Origin of the sequence: Burkholderia sp. Cy-637 (genome assembly GCF_011753175.1) — a bacterium.
Taxonomy (GTDB): domain Bacteria; phylum Pseudomonadota; class Gammaproteobacteria; order Burkholderiales; family Burkholderiaceae; genus Burkholderia; species Burkholderia gladioli.
Genome location: NZ_VWWC01000167.1, coordinates 1 through 15,961, shown reverse-complemented (window position 1 = coordinate 15,961; position 15,961 = coordinate 1). Strand labels below are relative to the sequence as shown.

The following is a 15,961-nucleotide window of genomic DNA, read 5'->3' as shown; positions in this document are numbered from 1 at the left end:
CTGCCCACCCAGCCGGTGCCGATCATATTGACCGGCGCGTCGATGAAGCGGACCACGTCGTGGATCGCGTCGCCCGATTCGAGATGGCCGCCCGGCGAGGACACGATCATGTCGATCGGCGCGGCGGCAGCTCGATCGGCGCGGCAGGCGGCGGTGGGGCGGCGGGCGCGGGCGCGCTCAAGCGTCCCGCCGGCCGGCCCTGGATGATCAGTCACTGAGCGGGGCCATCCCGCTCATCAAGCGAACGGAGCAAGACGATGCGACATGGCGATATTTCGAGCAGCCGCGACGGCGTGGGCGTCGCGGTGGTGAACTACAAGATGCCGCGGCTGCATACCCGGGCCGAGGTGCTGGAGAACGCGCGCAGGATCGGCGAGATGCTGGTCGGCATGAAGCGCGGCCTGCCGGGCATGGACCTGGTGATCTTCCCCGAGTATTCGACGCACGGCATCATGTACGACGAGGCCGAGATGTACGAGACCGCCTCCACCATCCCCGGCGCGGAGACCGAGATCTTCTCGGCGGCCTGCCGACAGGCCAAGGTGTGGGGCGTGTTCTCGATCACCGGCGAGCGCCACGAGCAGCACCCGCACAAGGCGCCCTACAACACCCTGATCCTGATCGACGACCAGGGCGAGATCGTCCAGAAGTACCGCAAGATCATGCCCTGGACGCCGATCGAGGGCTGGTACCCGGGAGACCGCACCTATGTGACGGACGGGCCGAAGGGCCTGAAGATCAGCCTGATCATCTGCGACGACGGCAACTATCCTGAGATCTGGCGCGACTGCGCGATGCAGGGCGCCGAGCTGATCGTGCGCTGCCAGGGCTACATGTACCCGGCCAAGGAGCAGCAGGTGCTGGTCTCGAAGGCGATGGCCTGGATGAACAACACCTACGTGGCGGTGGCCAACGCGGCCGGCTTCGACGGCGTCTATTCCTACTTCGGCCACTCGGCGATCGTCGGCTTCGACGGCCGCACGCTCGGCGAATGCGGCGAGGAGGAGATGGGCGTGCAGTACGCGGAGCTGTCGGTCTCGCAGATCCGCGACGCGCGCCGCAACCTGCAGTCGCAGAACCATCTCTACAAGCTGCTGCATCGCGGTTACACCGGCACGATCAACTCGGGCGACAGCGTGCATGGCGTGGCCGACTGCCCGTTCGGCTTCTACCGCGACTGGGTGAACGATCCGCAGAAGGCGCGTGCGGCCGCCGAGGCGATCACGCGGCCGATGCCGGGCACGCCCGAATGCCCGATCGAGGGGATTCCTCACGAAGCGGACGGCAACACGCGCTAGGCGGGCGGGGCGCTACGAAGGGGTTTGGCACGAGGGAGCAGGCAGGCAAACCGGCGGCGCGCGCATCGACCCGCGCGCCGCCGCGCTGCTGCCGGCCTGCGGCGAGGGCGAGGCATCGAAGGCAGCGCGGCGAGGGCAAGGCGGCGAAGGCAGGGCATCGAAGGCAAGGCATCGAAGGCAAGGCGGGAACGGCAAGTCAGCGAGAGCCAGGCAACGGCAATCCAGCGAAGGCAAGCCGGCTACAGCCAGGCGGCGATGGCGAGTCAGGCACGGCGGCGATGGCGGCCAAGCCGGGCCAGGGCCGCACGCGGCTGCGCTAAGATGGCGGCTCGCGGCGCCGTGCCGGAGCCATCGCCCCGGTGCGCCGCCGTCTGTCCTGGAGGCTTCGATGGCGCTGTCCGCCCTGTTGGTATTCGCATTGGCCCTGATGGTGGCCGCCGGTTCGCCCGGGCCGGGGATTGCCGCCCTGGTCGCGCGCGTGATGAGCAACGGCTTTCGCGACGTGCTGCCGTTCCTGGCCGCGATGTGGATCGGCGAGATCCTGTGGATGAGCTTCGCGGTGGCGGGCCTGGCCGCGCTGGCCAAGACCTTCGCGACCGCCTTCCTGCTGCTGAAGATCGCCGGCATCGTCTACCTGCTGTTCCTGGCCGTGAAGATGTGGCTCGCGCCGGCCGCCGTCGACGACGGCCAGCTGCCGAGCGGCCAGTCGCCGCTGCGCATGTTCGCCGCCGGCCTCACCGTCTCGCTCGGCAATCCCAAGATCATGGTGTTCTACGTGGCGCTACTGCCGACCTTGATCGATCTTTCCCGTGTCGGGCCGCTGGCCTGGGCCGAGCTGGCGTTGACCATGCTGGTGGTGATGGCCGCCGTCGACCTGAGCTGGGCGCTGCTCGCGGTGCGCGCGCGCCGGCTGCTCAGGAGTCGCCGCGCGGTGAAGGTGGCCAACCGCGCCAGCGCCACCATGATGGCCGGCGCGGCGGTGGTGATGGCCACGCGCTGAGGGCGCTTCCGCCGGGCCTTCCGGGTATCACAGCGGCGGCTTGACGCCGTCCTTCTCCACCGAGATCGCGCCGGCTCGCCACTGCCCGTGATCGCCGGGCGCCGCGAGCGCGAACAGGTAGGCGCCCGGCACCAGATCCTCCCGCCCGGCCGGCGCGTAGGTCACCACCGGTGCCGAATCGGGCACATGCACGCGCAGCGTCTCGCTGCCGTAGCGCAGGTCCAGGTCGCGGCCGCCGGGCTGGGCCGTGACCGCCGTCACGGTGGCGCCCGTCATGCTGCTGCCGGGCGCGAGATCCCAGGCGTAATGGCCTTCCCCGGTGCCGCGCCGCTCTTCGCGATAGACCATCACCTCCAGCGCGCCGAGTCCGGCGCCGCTCGGCACGCCCGCCGTGCCGACATAGCTGCCGGGCTCGATCCGGGCGCGGTCATAGGGCTTGACGGCGGCCAGCCGCGTGCGCGCATCGAGCTTCAGGACCTGCGTCGCGCCTTCGCGGGTGCGCACCGTCACCGTCGCTCCCTCCACCGACTCGATCCGGCCGCGCACGTGAACCGGCGCGAAGAAGCCACCGATCTGCCTGGCGATATCGTCGTGATCCTCCTCCAGCGCGAAGTGCCCCGTGTCGTAGTAGTGGATCGCTGCGTCGGGCACCTCGCGCCGGATCGCCTCGGCGCCGGCCGGCACGAAGATCGGATCGTTCTTGCCCCACACCACCAGGGTGCGCGGCTGGTGCTCGCGCAGCCAAGTTTGCCAGGCCGGGAACGCGGCCACGTTGTTCGGGATGTCGAGTTGCAGGTCGGTCATGATGCGGCGGCTGTCGGGGTTGGCGAGCGCGGCCGCGTCGTTGGTCCAGGCATCGGGGTTCAGCGCATCGGGCTCGCGCGCGCCGTGGCGATAGAGGAGCAGGGCGGTGGCCAGCGAGACGTGGCTTTCCGCCAGCGCGCGCTTGGCCTCCGTGGCCTCGCCCGTGATCGCGGCGTCGCGCCGGCGCCGGGCGGGATCGACCCCGTCCTCCGAGATCACCGCGTTCTGGAACACCAGCCCGTCGATCCAGTCCGGATGATGCAGGGCCAGGCGCATGCCCACCGGGCCGCCGAAATCGGTCATGTAGACGATCAGGTGCGGTTCGCCCAGGCTCGCGACGAAGTGCTCGATCACGCTCGTCACCTTGTCGAAGCTCGGCGCGAAGCGCTCGGCGGGCGGCGCCTCGCTGTAGCCCATGCCGGGGTAGTCGGGCGCGATCACGTGGAATTGCCCGGCGAGCAGGGGCATCAGGTCGCGGAACTCGTGCGACGAACTCGGGAAGCCGTGCAGCAGCAGCAAGGTCGGCTTGGCGCGATCGCCGGCCTCGCGATAGAACAGGCGCAGCCCGTCGACGCTGGCGTAGTGATACGAGACGGGATCGGCATGCGCGACGGGGCCGGCGAAGCAGGCCGAGGCGGCCAGCAGGGCGGCGAGAAAGCGTGAGGCAAGACAGCGTGAAGCGGGGCGAAACATGGGGCGGTTCCTTGGCTGGGAGGAGGCGGTGGCGACGCGCCGGGAGCGGCGTGAATCCGCACGATGCCCGCGCCCCGAGCCTGTGTAAAATTGATTGTTCACGCCCGATGTATTGAGGCCATCAATGGAGCCGCCGCCATGCGTTTCAACAAGCTCGACCTGAACCAGCTGGTGGTGCTCGATGCGCTGCTCGATGCGCGCAGCGTGACCCAGGCGGCCCAGCGGCTGTTCCTCAGCCAGTCGGCGACCAGTTGCGCGCTGGCCCGGCTGCGCGAGTATTTCGACGATGAGCTGCTGGTGCCGGTGGGCAAGACCCTGGTGCCGACCTCGCGTGCCGAGAACCTGCGCCAGCCGGTGCGCGAGGTGCTCCGGCAGATCCAGTCGATCACCCACGACGCGCCCCGCTTCGATCCGGGCAGCTCGGATCGCACCCTGGTGATCGAGGCTTCCGATTACGTGATCAGCGTGTTCCTCGGCGAGGTGCTGCGGCGCGCCTCGCTCGAGGCGCCGAACATGCGCTTCCGGGTGCGTACCGCCGCCACGCTCGGCCTGGTCCATCTCGAGAACGGCGAGATCGACCTGCTGGTCACGCCGGACTTCCGCGCCGGCGCGGCCTATCCCTCGGAGCCGCTGTTCGAGGACGGCTGGTCCTGCCTGGTGTGGGACGGCAACCAGCAGGTGGGGCGCCGCCTGACGCTCGAGCGCTACCTGGAGCTGGGGCACGTGATCATGGAGTGGGCCGGCGGCGCGATCGTCACGCTGGACAGCCGCGCCATGCTCGATCTGGGTTACCGGCGCCGTGCCGAGGTGACGGCCGAAACCTTCCAAGTGGTGCCGCACCTGTTGCACGGCACGCAGCGCGTAGCGACGCTGCAGACGCGGCTGGCCACCCTGCTGCAGCGCGCCTCGCCCTCGCTGCGCGTGCTGCGCTGCCCGTTCGCGATCCCGAAGCTGGCCGAGGTGGTGCAGTACAACCGCTTCCAGGAGCACGACCCGGCGCTGATGTGGTTCCGTCGCCTGATGCGCGAGGTCGCGCACGATGCGGACTTCGCGTCCTTCGCCTCGGCGAGCCACGAGCCGGCCGCGCCCGCGCCCGCGCCAAAAAGAAAGGCGGCCCGCCGGGCCGCCTGATCGTTCGCCGTGCCTGGCTTCGGGCTGGCGCGCCGCCGCCGCTCAGAGCGGCTCGCCGCGATAACCGAGCTTCGAGGAGATCACCTGCCCCGCCTGCTTGAGCAGGGCCACGTAATGCGCCTTGGTGTCGGCGCCGCAGCGCATGGTCGGAAACGAGATCGACAGCCCGGCGATCACCCGCCCGAAGCGGTCGAACACCGGCACCGCCAGGCACACCAGACCGTCTTCCTGTTCCTCGTTGTCCTCGCCGTAACCCTGCTCGCGCACGTGCGGCAGGATGCTCCAGACCGCCTCGGCCGAGGCCAGCGTCTTCTGCGTGGACTTGCGGAACTCGATGCGCGAGAGCGCCTCGCGCGCCTCCTCGGGCGCCATCCAGGCCAGCAGCACCTTGCCGATCGCGGTGCTGTAGAGCGGATTGGTGCGGCCGATCCGCGAGTGCATGCGCAGCCCGTAGTCGGCGTCGATCTTGTGGATGTAGATGATGTGGTCTTCGTCGAACGCGCCCAGGTGCAGCGCCTCGCGCGTCAGGCGCCCGATGCGGCGCATCTCCACGTCCGCCTCGCGCACCAGGTCGACGCTCTCCAGCGCCTGCGAGCCGAGCTCGAACAGCCGGATCGTCAGCCGGTAGCGCTCGGTCTCGTCCTCCTGCGCGACGAAGCCGAGCGTCTTCAGCGTCTGCAGAAAACGGTGGACCGTGGTCTTCGACATGTCGAGCCGGTTCGACAGCTCGCTGATGCCGATCGGCCCGTGCGCGCCGAGCGCTTCCAGCACGGCGAACACCTTGCCCGCGGCCGAGGCCGATTCCGTCTTCTCGCCGCCTTCGTCGTTCCGCGCCCGGGAGGCGGCCTCGTCCTTCCGGCGCCTGAGCATCGCTTCCATGTGCAGACCATCCCTCGAATTTGATTCAGGCGTGAGCATAGCGCGTCCCGGGTCGGAGTTGAATCAGCGGGCCAGCCAGCCGCCGTCCACGGCCAGCGTGTGGCCGTGCACGTAGTCGGAGGCGGGCGAGGCGAGAAACACCACGGGGCCGGCCAGGTCGCCCGGCACGCCCCAGCGCGCGGCCGGGATGCGGCCGACGATTTCCTCGTTGCGCTGCGCGTCGTGCCGCAGCTGCGTGGTGTTGTTGGTTTCCATGTAGCCGGGCGCGATCGCGTTGACGTTGATGCCGCGCGAGGCCCATTCGTTGGCGAGCAGGCGCGTCAAGCCCAGCACGCCGCTTTTCGAGGCGGTGTAGGAGGGCACCCGGATGCCGCCCTGGAACGACAGCATCGAGGCCACGTTGATGATCTTGCCCGGCCCGTCCTGCTTGACGAACTGGCGCGCCACCGCCTGCGCGAGGAAGAACACCGTCTTCAGGTTGGTGTCGATCACCAGGTCCCAGTCCTCCTCGGTGAACGCGAGCGCGTCGTTGCGGCGGATGATGCCGGCGTTGTTGACCAGCACGTCGATGCGGCCGAAGGCCTCGACCGTGGCGTTCACCACGTCGTCGATCGGCTGCGTGCTCGACAGGTCGGCGCGCAGGTCGAGGAAGCGGCGGCCGAGCGACTCGACGCGTGCCATGGTCTCGGTGGGCGCGCCGCGGTTGACGCCGGCGATGTCGCAGCCCGCCTCGGCGAGCGCGATCGCCATCCCGGCGCCCAGGCCGGTATTGCAACCGGTGACGACCGCGACCTTGCCGGTCAGGTCGAAGAAATTGGCTGGCATGGGGTTCCTCTCGATTGCCAGTGATGGATCGGGCGACGCCCGGCGCGGGCCGGGCGGCCGTGCTTCAGCGCAGATCGCCGATCTTGACGTGGTCCATGTCCTTGAACACCTGGTTCTCGCCGACCATGCCCCAGATGAAGGTATAGGCCTGGGTGCCCACGCCCGAGTGGATCGACCAGCTCGGCGAGATCACCGCCTGCTCGTTGTGGACCAGGATGTGGCGCGTTTCCTGCGGCTCGCCGCACATATGGAACACCGCCGAGTTCTCCTGCATGCCGAAGTAGAAATACACCTCCATGCGGCGCTCGTGGGTGTGGCAGGGCATGGTGTTCCACAGGTTGCCCGGCTCCAGCTTGGTCATGCCCATCGAGAGCTGGCAGGTCTGCACCACTTCCGGAACGATGAACTTGTAGATGGTGCGGCGGTTGCTGGTGGACGGGTCGCCCAGCGTTTCCGGCGAGGCCTGCTGCAGCGTGATCACGCGCGTCGGGTAGCGGGTGTGGGCCGGCGCGCAGTTCAGGTAGAACTTGGCGGGCCGGGCGGCGTCGTCGCTGCCGAACACCACCGACTGCGTGCCCTGGCCGATGTAGATCGCCTCCTCGAAGCGCACCGCGTGGCGCTGGCCGTCCACCTCCACCCAGCCGTCGCCGCCGATGTTGATCGCGCCCAGCTCGCGCCGGTCCAGCAGGTGCTCCACGCCGATGGTCTTGCCCAGCGCGTTGGGCACCTCCACCGCGCGGGTGGCCGGGAAGGCGCCGCCGACGATGATGCGGTCGATATGGCTGTAGGTCAGCTTGAGCGCGTCGGCCTCGAACACCTGTTCGACCAGGAAGTGGCGCCGCAAGCCGGCGGTATCGAGGGTTTTCGCGTGTTCGCTGTGTATGGCCTGGCGGACTTCCATCTGCTGTCTCCTGGGGATCGATGAGGCGGGGCGCCGGGGCCCCTTTGCGTGTTCCGCATTAGATCACAGCCGAATAAAAATCGGAACGTTGTTCCAGGTATTTTTTCGAAACGGGCTGGACGGCCGATGGTTTGCTTGAGTGACGGTCGGCAATTGCAGGGTTAACCGCGATGTAAGGCGATCACAGAATGGAATAACGTTCCGAAATCACGTCGGGGAGACGGCGGATTCGACAACGGACGCGAACGTCCATGGATGGAGAACCTTGTGAATATCAAAAAAGCGATCGATCGCGTACCGGGCGGCCTGATGCTGGTGCCCATGGTGCTGGGCGCCTGCGTCCACACCTTCGCGCCGGATGCGGGGAAATACTTCGGCTCGTTTACCAACGGGCTGATCGCCGGCACGGTGCCGATCCTCGCGGTGTGGTTCTTCTGCATGGGCGCCACCATCGACCTGCGCGCCACCGGGGTGGTGCTGCGCAAGTCGGGCACCCTGGTGGTGACCAAGACGCTGGTGGCCTGGCTGGTCACCCTGATCTGCGCGCAGTTCATTCCCGACGACGGGGTGAAGGGGGGGCTGTTCGCCGGGCTCTCGATCCTCGCCATCGTGGCCTCGATGGACATGACCAACGGCGGGCTCTACGCGGCCGTGATGCAGCAGTACGGCACGCGTGAGGAGGCCGGCGCCTTCGTGCTGATGTCGCTCGAATCGGGGCCGCTGGTCAGCATGACGATCCTCGGCGCGGCCGGCGTGGCGGTGTTCGAGCCGCGCCTGTTCGTGGGCGCGGTGCTGCCGTTCCTGATCGGCTTCGCGCTGGGCAACCTCGATCGCGACCTGCGCGACCTGTTCGGCCGCTGCGTGCATCCGCTGATCCCGTTCTTCGGCTTCGCGCTGGGCAACGGCATCGACCTGCACGTGATCGCCAAGAGCGGCATCCCGGGCATCATCCTCGGCGTGGCCGTGATCATCGTCACCGGCATTCCGCTGATCCTGGCCGACCGCTTCATCGGCGGCGGCAACGGCACGGCCGGCATCGCCGCCTCGTCGACCGCGGGCGCCGCGGTGGCGAACCCGGCCATCATCGGCGAGATGGTGCCCAGGTTCAAGCCGCTGGTGCCGGCCGCCACCGCCACGGTGGCCACCGCCTGCCTGATCACCGCGATCCTGGTGCCGATCGTCACCGCGATCTGGGCGCGCCGCTTCAGCCGCAACCTGCCGGCCAGCAACGCGGCCGCGGCCGATGCGAAGCTGCAGCAGGTCGGCGTGTCGGGGCACCAGGGCCATATCTGAGGCTTGCAGGAGGGGACGCGCGCCGTCGGGAGAGGCGGCGCGCGCCGTCGCGGATTCGCCGCGACGGGCGAGAGGCCGGGCCGCATGTGCGGTCCGGCCTTGTCGTTTTGGCGAGCCGGCCGCGCAAATTTGCTATCTTCCGGGGTCGCACGCGTTTCCCTGTTTTCCCTGCTTCCTCCCGCTCCCGAATCCATGACCGACCGCATCGTCGCCGCCTTCGATTTCGACGGCACCATCACCACCGCCGACAGCTTCCAGCACTTCGTCCGGCGAGCCGTCGGCACCCGCCGTTTCGCCTGCGCGGGCCTGCGCGCGCTGCCCTGGATTCTCGCCATGAAGGCCGGGCTGATCTCGCGCGGCGCGGCCAAGGCGCGCTTCGCCTGGTTCGCCTTCGGGCCGATGCCGGCGCGCGAGCTCGATGCGCTGGCCACCGCCTTCGTGCAGACCGAGCTGCCCACGCTGGTGCGTCCCGAGATGCTCGAGCGGGTGCGCGAGCATCAGGCGCGCGGCCACCAGGTGGTGCTGGTGAGCGCCTCGCCCTCGCTGTACCTGGAGAAGTGGGCCGCCACCCTCGGCCTCGACGCGGTGCTGGCCACGCGGCTGGCCTGGCGGGACGGCGCCTTCGCGGGGCGCTTGGACGGCGAGAACTGCTGGGGACCGCAGAAGGTGGTGCGGCTCGCTGCCTGGTGGGGCGATGAGCCGCCCGCGAAGCTCTATGCCTACGGCGACAGCCGCGGCGACAAGGAAATGGCCGAGCGCGCCGACTGGTCGTGGATTCGCGGCCAGGGGCCGATGGGGCCGATCGAGGCCTGAGCGCCGGGTATCGCGCGCCGGTCGATCGGCGATGGCGCGCGAGCGTGCGGCTGTAGCACGGCGCTAGAGCACGCAGCTAGAGCACGAAGGGCAGCTTGCTGCCGCGCGCCTCGGCCAGCATCGACAGCGTGATCTTGCGCACTTCCAGCCGGCTCTGCGTGATGTGGGCGCGCAACAGCATGCCGGCCTCGGCGATCGCGCCGCGTTCCAGCAGGCGGATCATCTTGGCGTGTTCCTCGTAGGTGGCCGAGGTGCGATGCGCCTTCAGGAAGTCGAGCCGCCGCACGATGCGGATCCGCTCGGTCACCTCGTTATGCACGCGCAGCATCTCGGCATTGCCGGTAGCCGCCACCAGCTGGCGGTGGAAGGCCTCGTCCATGCGGAACATCTCGGCGGGATCGGTCTCGCGCGCCTCCGGCGCGACGCACCAGGTGGCGTGCAGCGTGGCCAGCGCATCGGCCCAGTTGCCGGCGCCGGCCGTGAGCCGCTCGATCGCGGCGAGCTCCAGCACGATGCGCAGCTCGTAGAGCTGGTCGAGCTGGGCGAAGTCGATCGGCGCGACCTTCCAGCCGCGCCGGAAACCCACCTCCAGGTAACCCTCGCGCTGCAGCCGGAACAGCCCGTCGCGCATCGGCGTGCGCGATACGCCGTAATGCCGGGCGATATCGGTTTCGGAGAAACGGTCGCCTGGCAGCAGCCGGAAGCCGAAGATATCGCTCTTCAACTGCTGGTAGACCTGCTCGGCGAGCGGGTTGGCGCGATTGACCGCCTGCTCGTCGTCGGCGAGTTCGGGGGAGAGAGGGGAAGCGCTCACGCTGGGCTGGGTCCGGTGGAGGAATGCGCGGCTCGCGGCTCGGGCGCGTCGATCAGGCTCACGTGCGCGGCGACGATGCGCCAGCCGCGATGCGGCGTGTCGGTCCCGTCGAGGCGCGCCCAGGTCTGCATCTGGCGGCCCAGCAAAGAGGTGGCGTCGCTGCTGAATTCGGTGCTGACGGTCGCGTGCTCGCCGCCGAAGCTGGTGATCACGGTGCGATGCAGGCGGCGCGAGGGCGGCACCGGCTCGCAGCTCGCGCGCCAGGCGCGGATCGCCGCGCCGCCGTGCTGGATCTCGGCGATGCCGTAGCGCACCACCTCGGGCGCGTTCCAGAACAGCGCGTCCATGGTCGGCACGTCGTTGTCGACCAGCGCGCGCTCGTAGGCCTCGAAGGCCGCGCGCACTTCGGCAAGGATCTCGGGGCGATTCAGTTCGATGGTCATGGCTGTGGGCTGGCGGATGGGGCGGCGGGCAGCGGGGCCGCTTCGAGCAGGGCGCCCAGCGGCGCGGTCCAGCCGACGATGCCGCCCTGCGAGCTTATCATTTCGAGACAAGCGGCCTTGAAGGCCGGGAAGTAGCTGGCGGTGGCATCTTCCACCAGCAGGCAGTCGTAGCCGCGGTCGTTGGCCTCGCGCATCGAGGTCTGCACGCAGACCTCGGTGGTCACGCCGGCGAACACCAGGTGCGTGATGCCGCGCTCGCGCAGCAGCGCGTCGAGCGCGGTGGCGTGGAAGGCGCCCTTGCCGGGTTTGTCGATCACCGTTTCGCCGGCCAGCGGCGCGAGCGCCTCGACGATCTGGTTGCCGGGCTCGCCGCGCACCAGGATGCGGCCCATCGGGCCGCTGTCGCCGATGCGCAGGTTGGGCGCGCCGCGCAAGCGCTTGGCGGGCGGGCAATCGGACAGGTCGGGCGCGTGCGATTCGCGCGTATGCACCACGCTCCAGCCGCGGGCGCGCGCGAAGGCGAGCAGGGCGGCCACGCTCGGCACGATCGCGGCCAGCGGCGCGACGTCGTTGCCGAGCGCGGCGCCGAAACCGCCGGGCTCGATGAAGTCGCGCTGCATGTCGATCACGATCAGCGCGGTATGCGCCGGGTCGTAGCGATAGGGCGCGGGGCGGGCGGGGACCTCGAAGTGCATCGGGATGTTCTCTCTTTCAGCGATGGGTGCCAGGCGCATCGGCCGGCCGGGCCGGCTCGCGATGCGCGTGCGCGGCGCCGGGCCTGCCGGAGGACGCGGCAGGCTCGTCGGCCTCGTCGTGCCCGGCCATGTGGCGGCCCAGCACGGCGCGATCGGCGCCGGCCGCCTCGGTCTCGAACACCAGCCGTCCCGCCGACATCACGGCGATCCGGTCCGACAGCGCCAGCAGCTCGTCGAGATCCTCGCTGACCAGCAGGATCGCGGCGCCGGCCTCGCGCGCGGCGAGCAGGCGCGCGTGGATGTCGGCCACCGAGGCGAAGTCGAGGCCGAACACCGGGTTGGCGACGATCAGCACCTCCACCGGCTGGCCCAGCTCGCGCGCCAGCACGGCGCGCTGCACGTTGCCGCCCGACAGGGTGCCGATCGCGCGCTCGGGCAGCGGCGGGCTGACCTTGAATTCGGCGATGCGCTCGGCCGCGCGCCGGCGCAGCGCGCGCCGGTCGAGACGCCAGCCTTGCGCGCGCAGCGGCGCGCGGTCGAAGTCGCGCAGCGCGAGGTTCTCGGCCACGCTCATCGAGGCGATGCAAGCATTGCGCAGCGGCTCCTCGGGGATCGCGAACACGCGGCGCTCGCGCATCTCGTCTCGGGTGGCGCGATAGGGGCGGCCGCCCACCGCCATGCGTCCCGCCGCCGGCTGGCGCTGGCCGATCAGGGCCTCGACCAGGGCCTTCTGGCCGTTGCCGGAGACGCCGGCGATGCCGAGGATCTCGCCGCGGCGCACCGCCAGCGAGAGCTCGCGCACGGCCGGCAGGCCGAGGTCGTCGCGCACCGTGAGGCCGCTGGCCTCGAGGCCGATCGACGCGTCGGCGGGGCAGGGGCGGCGCGTGGCGCGCGCCGCGAGTGTCGTGTCGGGCAGCGATGCGGCGGGGCTGGAGGTCGCGCTCGTCACGGCGCCTGTCGTCGCGATCGTCGTTGCGATCGTTGCCGCGTTTTTCGCCGCGCTTGTCGTCACACTTGTCGTCAAGCTTGCCGATGCGCTTGTCGTCGCATCCGTCGCATTCGTGGTCGCGTCATCGGCCGCGTCCCTTGCCGCCGTCTCCACGCCCATCATCCAGGCCGCCAGCTCGTCGCGGCTGGTATCGGCCACGTTCGCCTGCGCCACCGCGCGGCCCTTGCGCAGCACCGTCACCGCGTCGGCGAAATCGAGCACCTCGCGAAACTTGTGGGTGATCATCAGCACCGTCAGCACGCGCGCGCTGGCCAGCTCGCGCATCAGGCCGAGCACCTCGTCGGCTTCCTGCGGCGTGAGCACCGAGGTCGGCTCGTCGAGGATCAGGAAGCGCCGCTCCAGATAGAGCTGCTTGAGGATCTCCAGCTTCTGCTTCTCGCCCGCCGCGAGGCTCGACACGGGCGCATCCAGCCTGAGCCGGAACGGCATGCGCGCCAGGAAGCGTTCCAGGCGGCCGCGCTCGGCGCGCCAGTCGATGCGCCAGGGCAGCGCGGCGCGCGCGAGCAGCAGGTTTTCCTCCACCGACATGCCCGCGGCCAGCGTGAAGTGCTGGTAGACCATGCCGATATCGAGCGCCTGCGCGTCGCGCGGCGATGCGATCCGCACCTCGCGCGCGCCGGCGATGATCTGCCCCGCGTCGAGCGGCCCGTAGCCGACCAGCCCCTTCACCAGGGTGCTCTTGCCCGCGCCGTTCTCGCCGAGCAGCGCGTGCACGCTGCCCGGCGCGATCTTTAGCGAGACCTGGTCGAGCGCGCGGAACGCGCCGAACGACTTGCTCGCGCCGATCACCTCGATGCCGAGCGCGCGGCCGTTGGCGGCGTCCAGCGCATCGGCGGCGCTGGCGGCGCCGATCGGGCGCGCCACGCGGCGCATCACGACGCGGCTCCCAGCGTGGCGAGCAGGGCCGCCGAGTTCGACACCGCGCCGAACACGCCGCCCTGCATGGTCACCATGTGCAAGGCGGCGGCGTGGTTGGCGGGATCGGTGGCGCCGCAGCAGTCGGCCAGCATCACGCACTCGAAGCCGCGGTCGTTGGCCTCGCGCATGGTGGTGTGGACGCAGACGTCGGTGGTGATGCCGGTCAGGATCAGGTTGGCGATGCCGCGCGTGCGCAGGATCAGCTCCAGGTCGGTGGCGTAGAACGAGCCCTTGCCGGGTTTGTCGATCACCACCTCGCCGGTGAGCGGCGCGAGTTCCTCGATGATTTCCCAGCCCGGCTCGCCGCGCACCAGGATCCGCCCGCAGGGGCCGTCGTCGCCGATGCCGACGCCGTCGGTGCCGGCCTGGCGGCTGCGCCAGCGCTTGTTGGCGGGCAGGTCGGAGAGGTCGGGGCGATGGCCCTCGCGGGTATGGATGATGGTGTAGCCCTGCGCGCGCATCGCCGCCAGCACGCGGCCGATCGGTTCGATCGGCGCGCGCGTGAGCGACAGGTCGTAGCCCATCTTGTCGACGTAGCCGCCGTGGCCGCAGAAATCAGTCTGCATGTCGATCACGACCAGGGCGGTGTTGTCGGGGCGCAGCGCGCCGTCATAGGGCCAGGGATAGGGTTTGGCTTCGATATGGCGGTTCATCGGTGAGGCGTTCCTTGACGATGCGCGTCAGCGCGTGAGGCTCAGCTCGCCCGGCGCGCCGGCGAAGCGGCGATCGGGACGGCAGTGGAGGATCATGATGGCCAGCGTCAGCACATAGGGTGCGGCGTTCCAGAGGTCGTAGCCGGCGGTCACGCCGATCGCCTGCAGGGCCGGGCCGAGCGCGCCGGCCGCGCCGAACAGCAGCGAGGCGGCCAGGCAGCGCAGCGGCTGCCAGCGCGCGAAGATCACCAGGGCCACGGCCATCAGGCCCTGGCCGCTCGACAGCCCCTCGTTCCAGCTTCCCGGGTAGACCAGCGACAGGTAGGCGCCGCCCACCGCGGCCAGCGCGCCGCCCACCGAGGTGGCCGCGATCCGCACGCGGGTGCCGTGGTAGCCGAGCGCGCGCGCGGTTTCGGCGTGGTCGCCCACCAGGCGCAGCACCATGCCCCAGCGCGTGTGGCGCAGGCCCCATTGCAGCGCGAGCGCCAGCACGATGCCGAGCAGGAACAGCGGGCTGATGCGCAGCGCGTTGTGCAGTTGCGGCAGGCTGGCGGCCCAGCGCCCGAGATCGAGCGAGCCCAGCATCGGCGCCTGCGGCTCGATGAAGGGCTTGCCGAGGAAGAAGGCCAGGCCCGTGCCGAGCAGCATCAGCGCGATGCCGAAGGCGATGTCCGAGACGCGCGGCAGCGAGCAGACCAGGCCGTGCAGCGCGCCCAGCAGCAGGCCGGCGCCGGCCGCGGCGAGCACCCCGAGCCAGGGCGAGCCGCTCAGGCAGGCGGTGGCGTAGCCGGTCATGGCGCCCGATACAAGCACGCCTTCCAGGCCCAGGTTGACGCGGCCGGCCTTCTCGGTCAGGCATTCGCCGAGGCTCACGAACAGGTAGGGCGTGCTGACGCGGATCGCGCCGGCCGCCAGCGACAACAGCAGGATCGCCAGGGGCGAATGCAGCTCAGGCATGGGTGTTCTCCATGGCGGCGAGCGCCGTGTCGGTGTCGAGCGGCCGGGCGGCGCGGGCCGCGTCCTGCAGCTTCAGGCGCCAGGCGGCCAGCCGCGGGCCGAGCGCCTCGAAGGCGAGCAGGTTGGCGAACAGCAGGCCCTGCAGCACCAGGGTGGTGGCGTCGGGCAGGTCCAGGCGCCGCTGCAGCAGGCTGCCGCTGGCCTCCATGCCGCCGATGCCGATCGCGCAGAGCACGATCGCGAGCGGGTTGTGGCGTGCCGCGAAGGCCACCAGGATGCCGCCGTAGCCATAGCCGACCAGCAGCGAGGCATTGGCCGCGCCCTGCACGGCGGCGGTCTCGAACAGGCCGGCCAGGCCCGCGGCCGCGCCGCCGAGCGTGCAGGCCAGCAAGGTGAGGCGCGCCACCGGCAGCCCGGCCAGGCGCGCCGCGCGCGGGTTGCCGCCGACGATGCGCATCGCGAAACCCTGGGTGGCGTGGCGCACCAGCACCCAGGCCGCGAGGCAGGCCAGCGCGCCCCACAGCAGGCCCCAGTGCACGTCGAGGCCGGGCAGCGAGCCGATCGCGAAGGCGTCGGGGATTGGCCGCGTGGAAGGCTTGTTGAGGCTGGCCGGGTCGCGCAGCGGCCCTTCCACCAGGAACTTGAACACCGCGATCGCGATATAGGACAGCAGCAGGCTGCTGATCGTCTCGTTGACGCCGCGCCACTGGCGCAGCGCGCCGGCCGCGCCGATCCACAGGCCGCCGGCCAGCATCGCGGCAAGCGCCATCGCGGCCAGCCCGAGCCAGGGCGGCGTGCCGGCCGGCAGCAGCAGCGGCACCGCCGCGCTGGCCAA

The 15,961-nt window shown here is 70.4% G+C and carries 16 protein-coding genes and 1 pseudogene; 5 read left to right on the top strand and 12 right to left on the bottom strand.

Going from position 1 to position 15,961, the window contains the following annotated elements; all coding sequences use genetic code 11:
- Positions 1-128 (bottom strand): annotated as a pseudogene (locus F3J10_RS29260) (ATP-dependent Clp protease proteolytic subunit); the annotation flags it as partial.
- Between the two features lie 129 nt (positions 129-257).
- Between F3J10_RS29260 and F3J10_RS29255 the strand changes: the two are divergent.
- A complete protein-coding gene (locus tag F3J10_RS29255) occupies positions 258-1,298 on the top strand; it encodes an aliphatic amidase (protein WP_025099248.1) in 1,041 nt (346 codons plus the stop codon).
- A 388-nt stretch (positions 1,299-1,686) separates the two neighbouring features.
- A complete protein-coding gene (locus F3J10_RS29250; RefSeq protein ID WP_025099249.1) occupies positions 1,687-2,298 on the top strand; it encodes a LysE family translocator in 612 nt (203 codons plus the stop codon).
- A 27-nt stretch (positions 2,299-2,325) separates the two neighbouring features.
- Here the strand turns inward: F3J10_RS29250 and F3J10_RS29245 are convergent, their stop codons facing one another.
- The gene (locus F3J10_RS29245; RefSeq protein ID WP_167243568.1) at positions 2,326-3,795 is read right to left on the bottom strand and encodes an alpha/beta hydrolase; all 1,470 of its coding nucleotides are present in this window, start codon (positions 3,793-3,795) and stop codon (positions 2,326-2,328) included.
- Positions 3,796-3,933: 138 nt separating this feature from the next.
- On the opposite strand from F3J10_RS29245, the gene F3J10_RS29240 reads away from it, so the two are divergent.
- Positions 3,934-4,926: a LysR family transcriptional regulator gene (locus tag F3J10_RS29240; RefSeq protein ID WP_167243567.1), complete on the top strand. Its 993-nt coding sequence runs from the start codon at positions 3,934-3,936 to the stop codon at positions 4,924-4,926.
- 42 nt (positions 4,927-4,968) lie between these two features.
- Here F3J10_RS29240 and kdgR read toward each other — a convergent pair whose 3' ends face one another.
- The 3 genes from kdgR to kduI all read right to left on the bottom strand — a co-directional run bounded on the left by kdgR (position 4,969) and on the right by kduI (position 7,531).
- Entirely contained in the window at positions 4,969-5,805 is an 837-nt protein-coding gene (gene kdgR, locus F3J10_RS29235) for a DNA-binding transcriptional regulator KdgR (RefSeq protein WP_013698618.1), read from the bottom strand.
- 63 nt (positions 5,806-5,868) lie between these two features.
- The gene (gene kduD, locus F3J10_RS29230; protein ID WP_025099250.1) at positions 5,869-6,630 is read right to left on the bottom strand and encodes a 2-dehydro-3-deoxy-D-gluconate 5-dehydrogenase KduD; all 762 of its coding nucleotides are present in this window, start codon (positions 6,628-6,630) and stop codon (positions 5,869-5,871) included.
- 64 nt (positions 6,631-6,694) lie between these two features.
- Complete coding sequence (kduI, locus tag F3J10_RS29225; protein WP_025099251.1) at positions 6,695-7,531, bottom strand: 5-dehydro-4-deoxy-D-glucuronate isomerase; 837 nt, start codon at positions 7,529-7,531, stop codon at positions 6,695-6,697.
- A gap of 267 nt (positions 7,532-7,798) precedes the next feature.
- Between kduI and kdgT the strand changes: the two genes are divergently transcribed.
- A complete protein-coding gene (kdgT, locus tag F3J10_RS29220) occupies positions 7,799-8,824 on the top strand; it encodes a 2-keto-3-deoxygluconate transporter (RefSeq protein WP_025099252.1) in 1,026 nt (341 codons plus the stop codon).
- A gap of 192 nt (positions 8,825-9,016) precedes the next feature.
- Positions 9,017-9,637 (top strand): HAD family hydrolase, encoded by a 621-nt coding sequence (locus F3J10_RS29215; protein WP_025099253.1) that lies wholly within the window; start codon positions 9,017-9,019, stop codon positions 9,635-9,637.
- Between the two features lie 76 nt (positions 9,638-9,713).
- Here F3J10_RS29215 and F3J10_RS29210 read toward each other — a convergent pair whose 3' ends face one another.
- From F3J10_RS29210 to F3J10_RS29180, 7 genes are all read right to left on the bottom strand, one after another.
- On the bottom strand, positions 9,714-10,451 hold the full coding sequence (locus tag F3J10_RS29210; RefSeq protein WP_167243566.1) for a GntR family transcriptional regulator: 738 nt from the start codon (positions 10,449-10,451) through the stop codon (positions 9,714-9,716).
- Positions 10,448-10,894, bottom strand: coding sequence for an oxalurate catabolism protein HpxZ (gene hpxZ, locus F3J10_RS29205; RefSeq protein WP_167243565.1), 447 nt, complete (start codon positions 10,892-10,894; stop codon positions 10,448-10,450). The genes F3J10_RS29210 and hpxZ overlap by 4 nt, the downstream gene beginning before the upstream one ends.
- Complete coding sequence (locus tag F3J10_RS29200; RefSeq protein ID WP_166916416.1) at positions 10,891-11,589, bottom strand: isochorismatase family cysteine hydrolase; 699 nt, start codon at positions 11,587-11,589, stop codon at positions 10,891-10,893. The genes hpxZ and F3J10_RS29200 overlap by 4 nt, the downstream gene beginning before the upstream one ends.
- A 16-nt stretch (positions 11,590-11,605) precedes the next feature.
- Positions 11,606-13,471: an ATP-binding cassette domain-containing protein gene (locus F3J10_RS29195; protein ID WP_167243569.1), complete on the bottom strand. Its 1,866-nt coding sequence runs from the start codon at positions 13,469-13,471 to the stop codon at positions 11,606-11,608.
- Positions 13,471-14,169, bottom strand: coding sequence for an isochorismatase family cysteine hydrolase (locus tag F3J10_RS29190; protein WP_167243564.1), 699 nt, complete (start codon positions 14,167-14,169; stop codon positions 13,471-13,473). Before F3J10_RS29190 ends, F3J10_RS29195 begins: the two co-directional genes overlap by 1 nt.
- Positions 14,170-14,196: 27 nt before the next feature.
- Positions 14,197-15,126 (bottom strand): ABC transporter permease, encoded by a 930-nt coding sequence (locus tag F3J10_RS29185; RefSeq protein ID WP_166916954.1) that lies wholly within the window; start codon positions 15,124-15,126, stop codon positions 14,197-14,199.
- Positions 15,119-15,961: ABC transporter permease (locus F3J10_RS29180; protein WP_167243563.1), on the bottom strand; the 843-nt coding region annotated here is incomplete at its 5' end. The genes F3J10_RS29185 and F3J10_RS29180, both read right to left, overlap by 8 nt.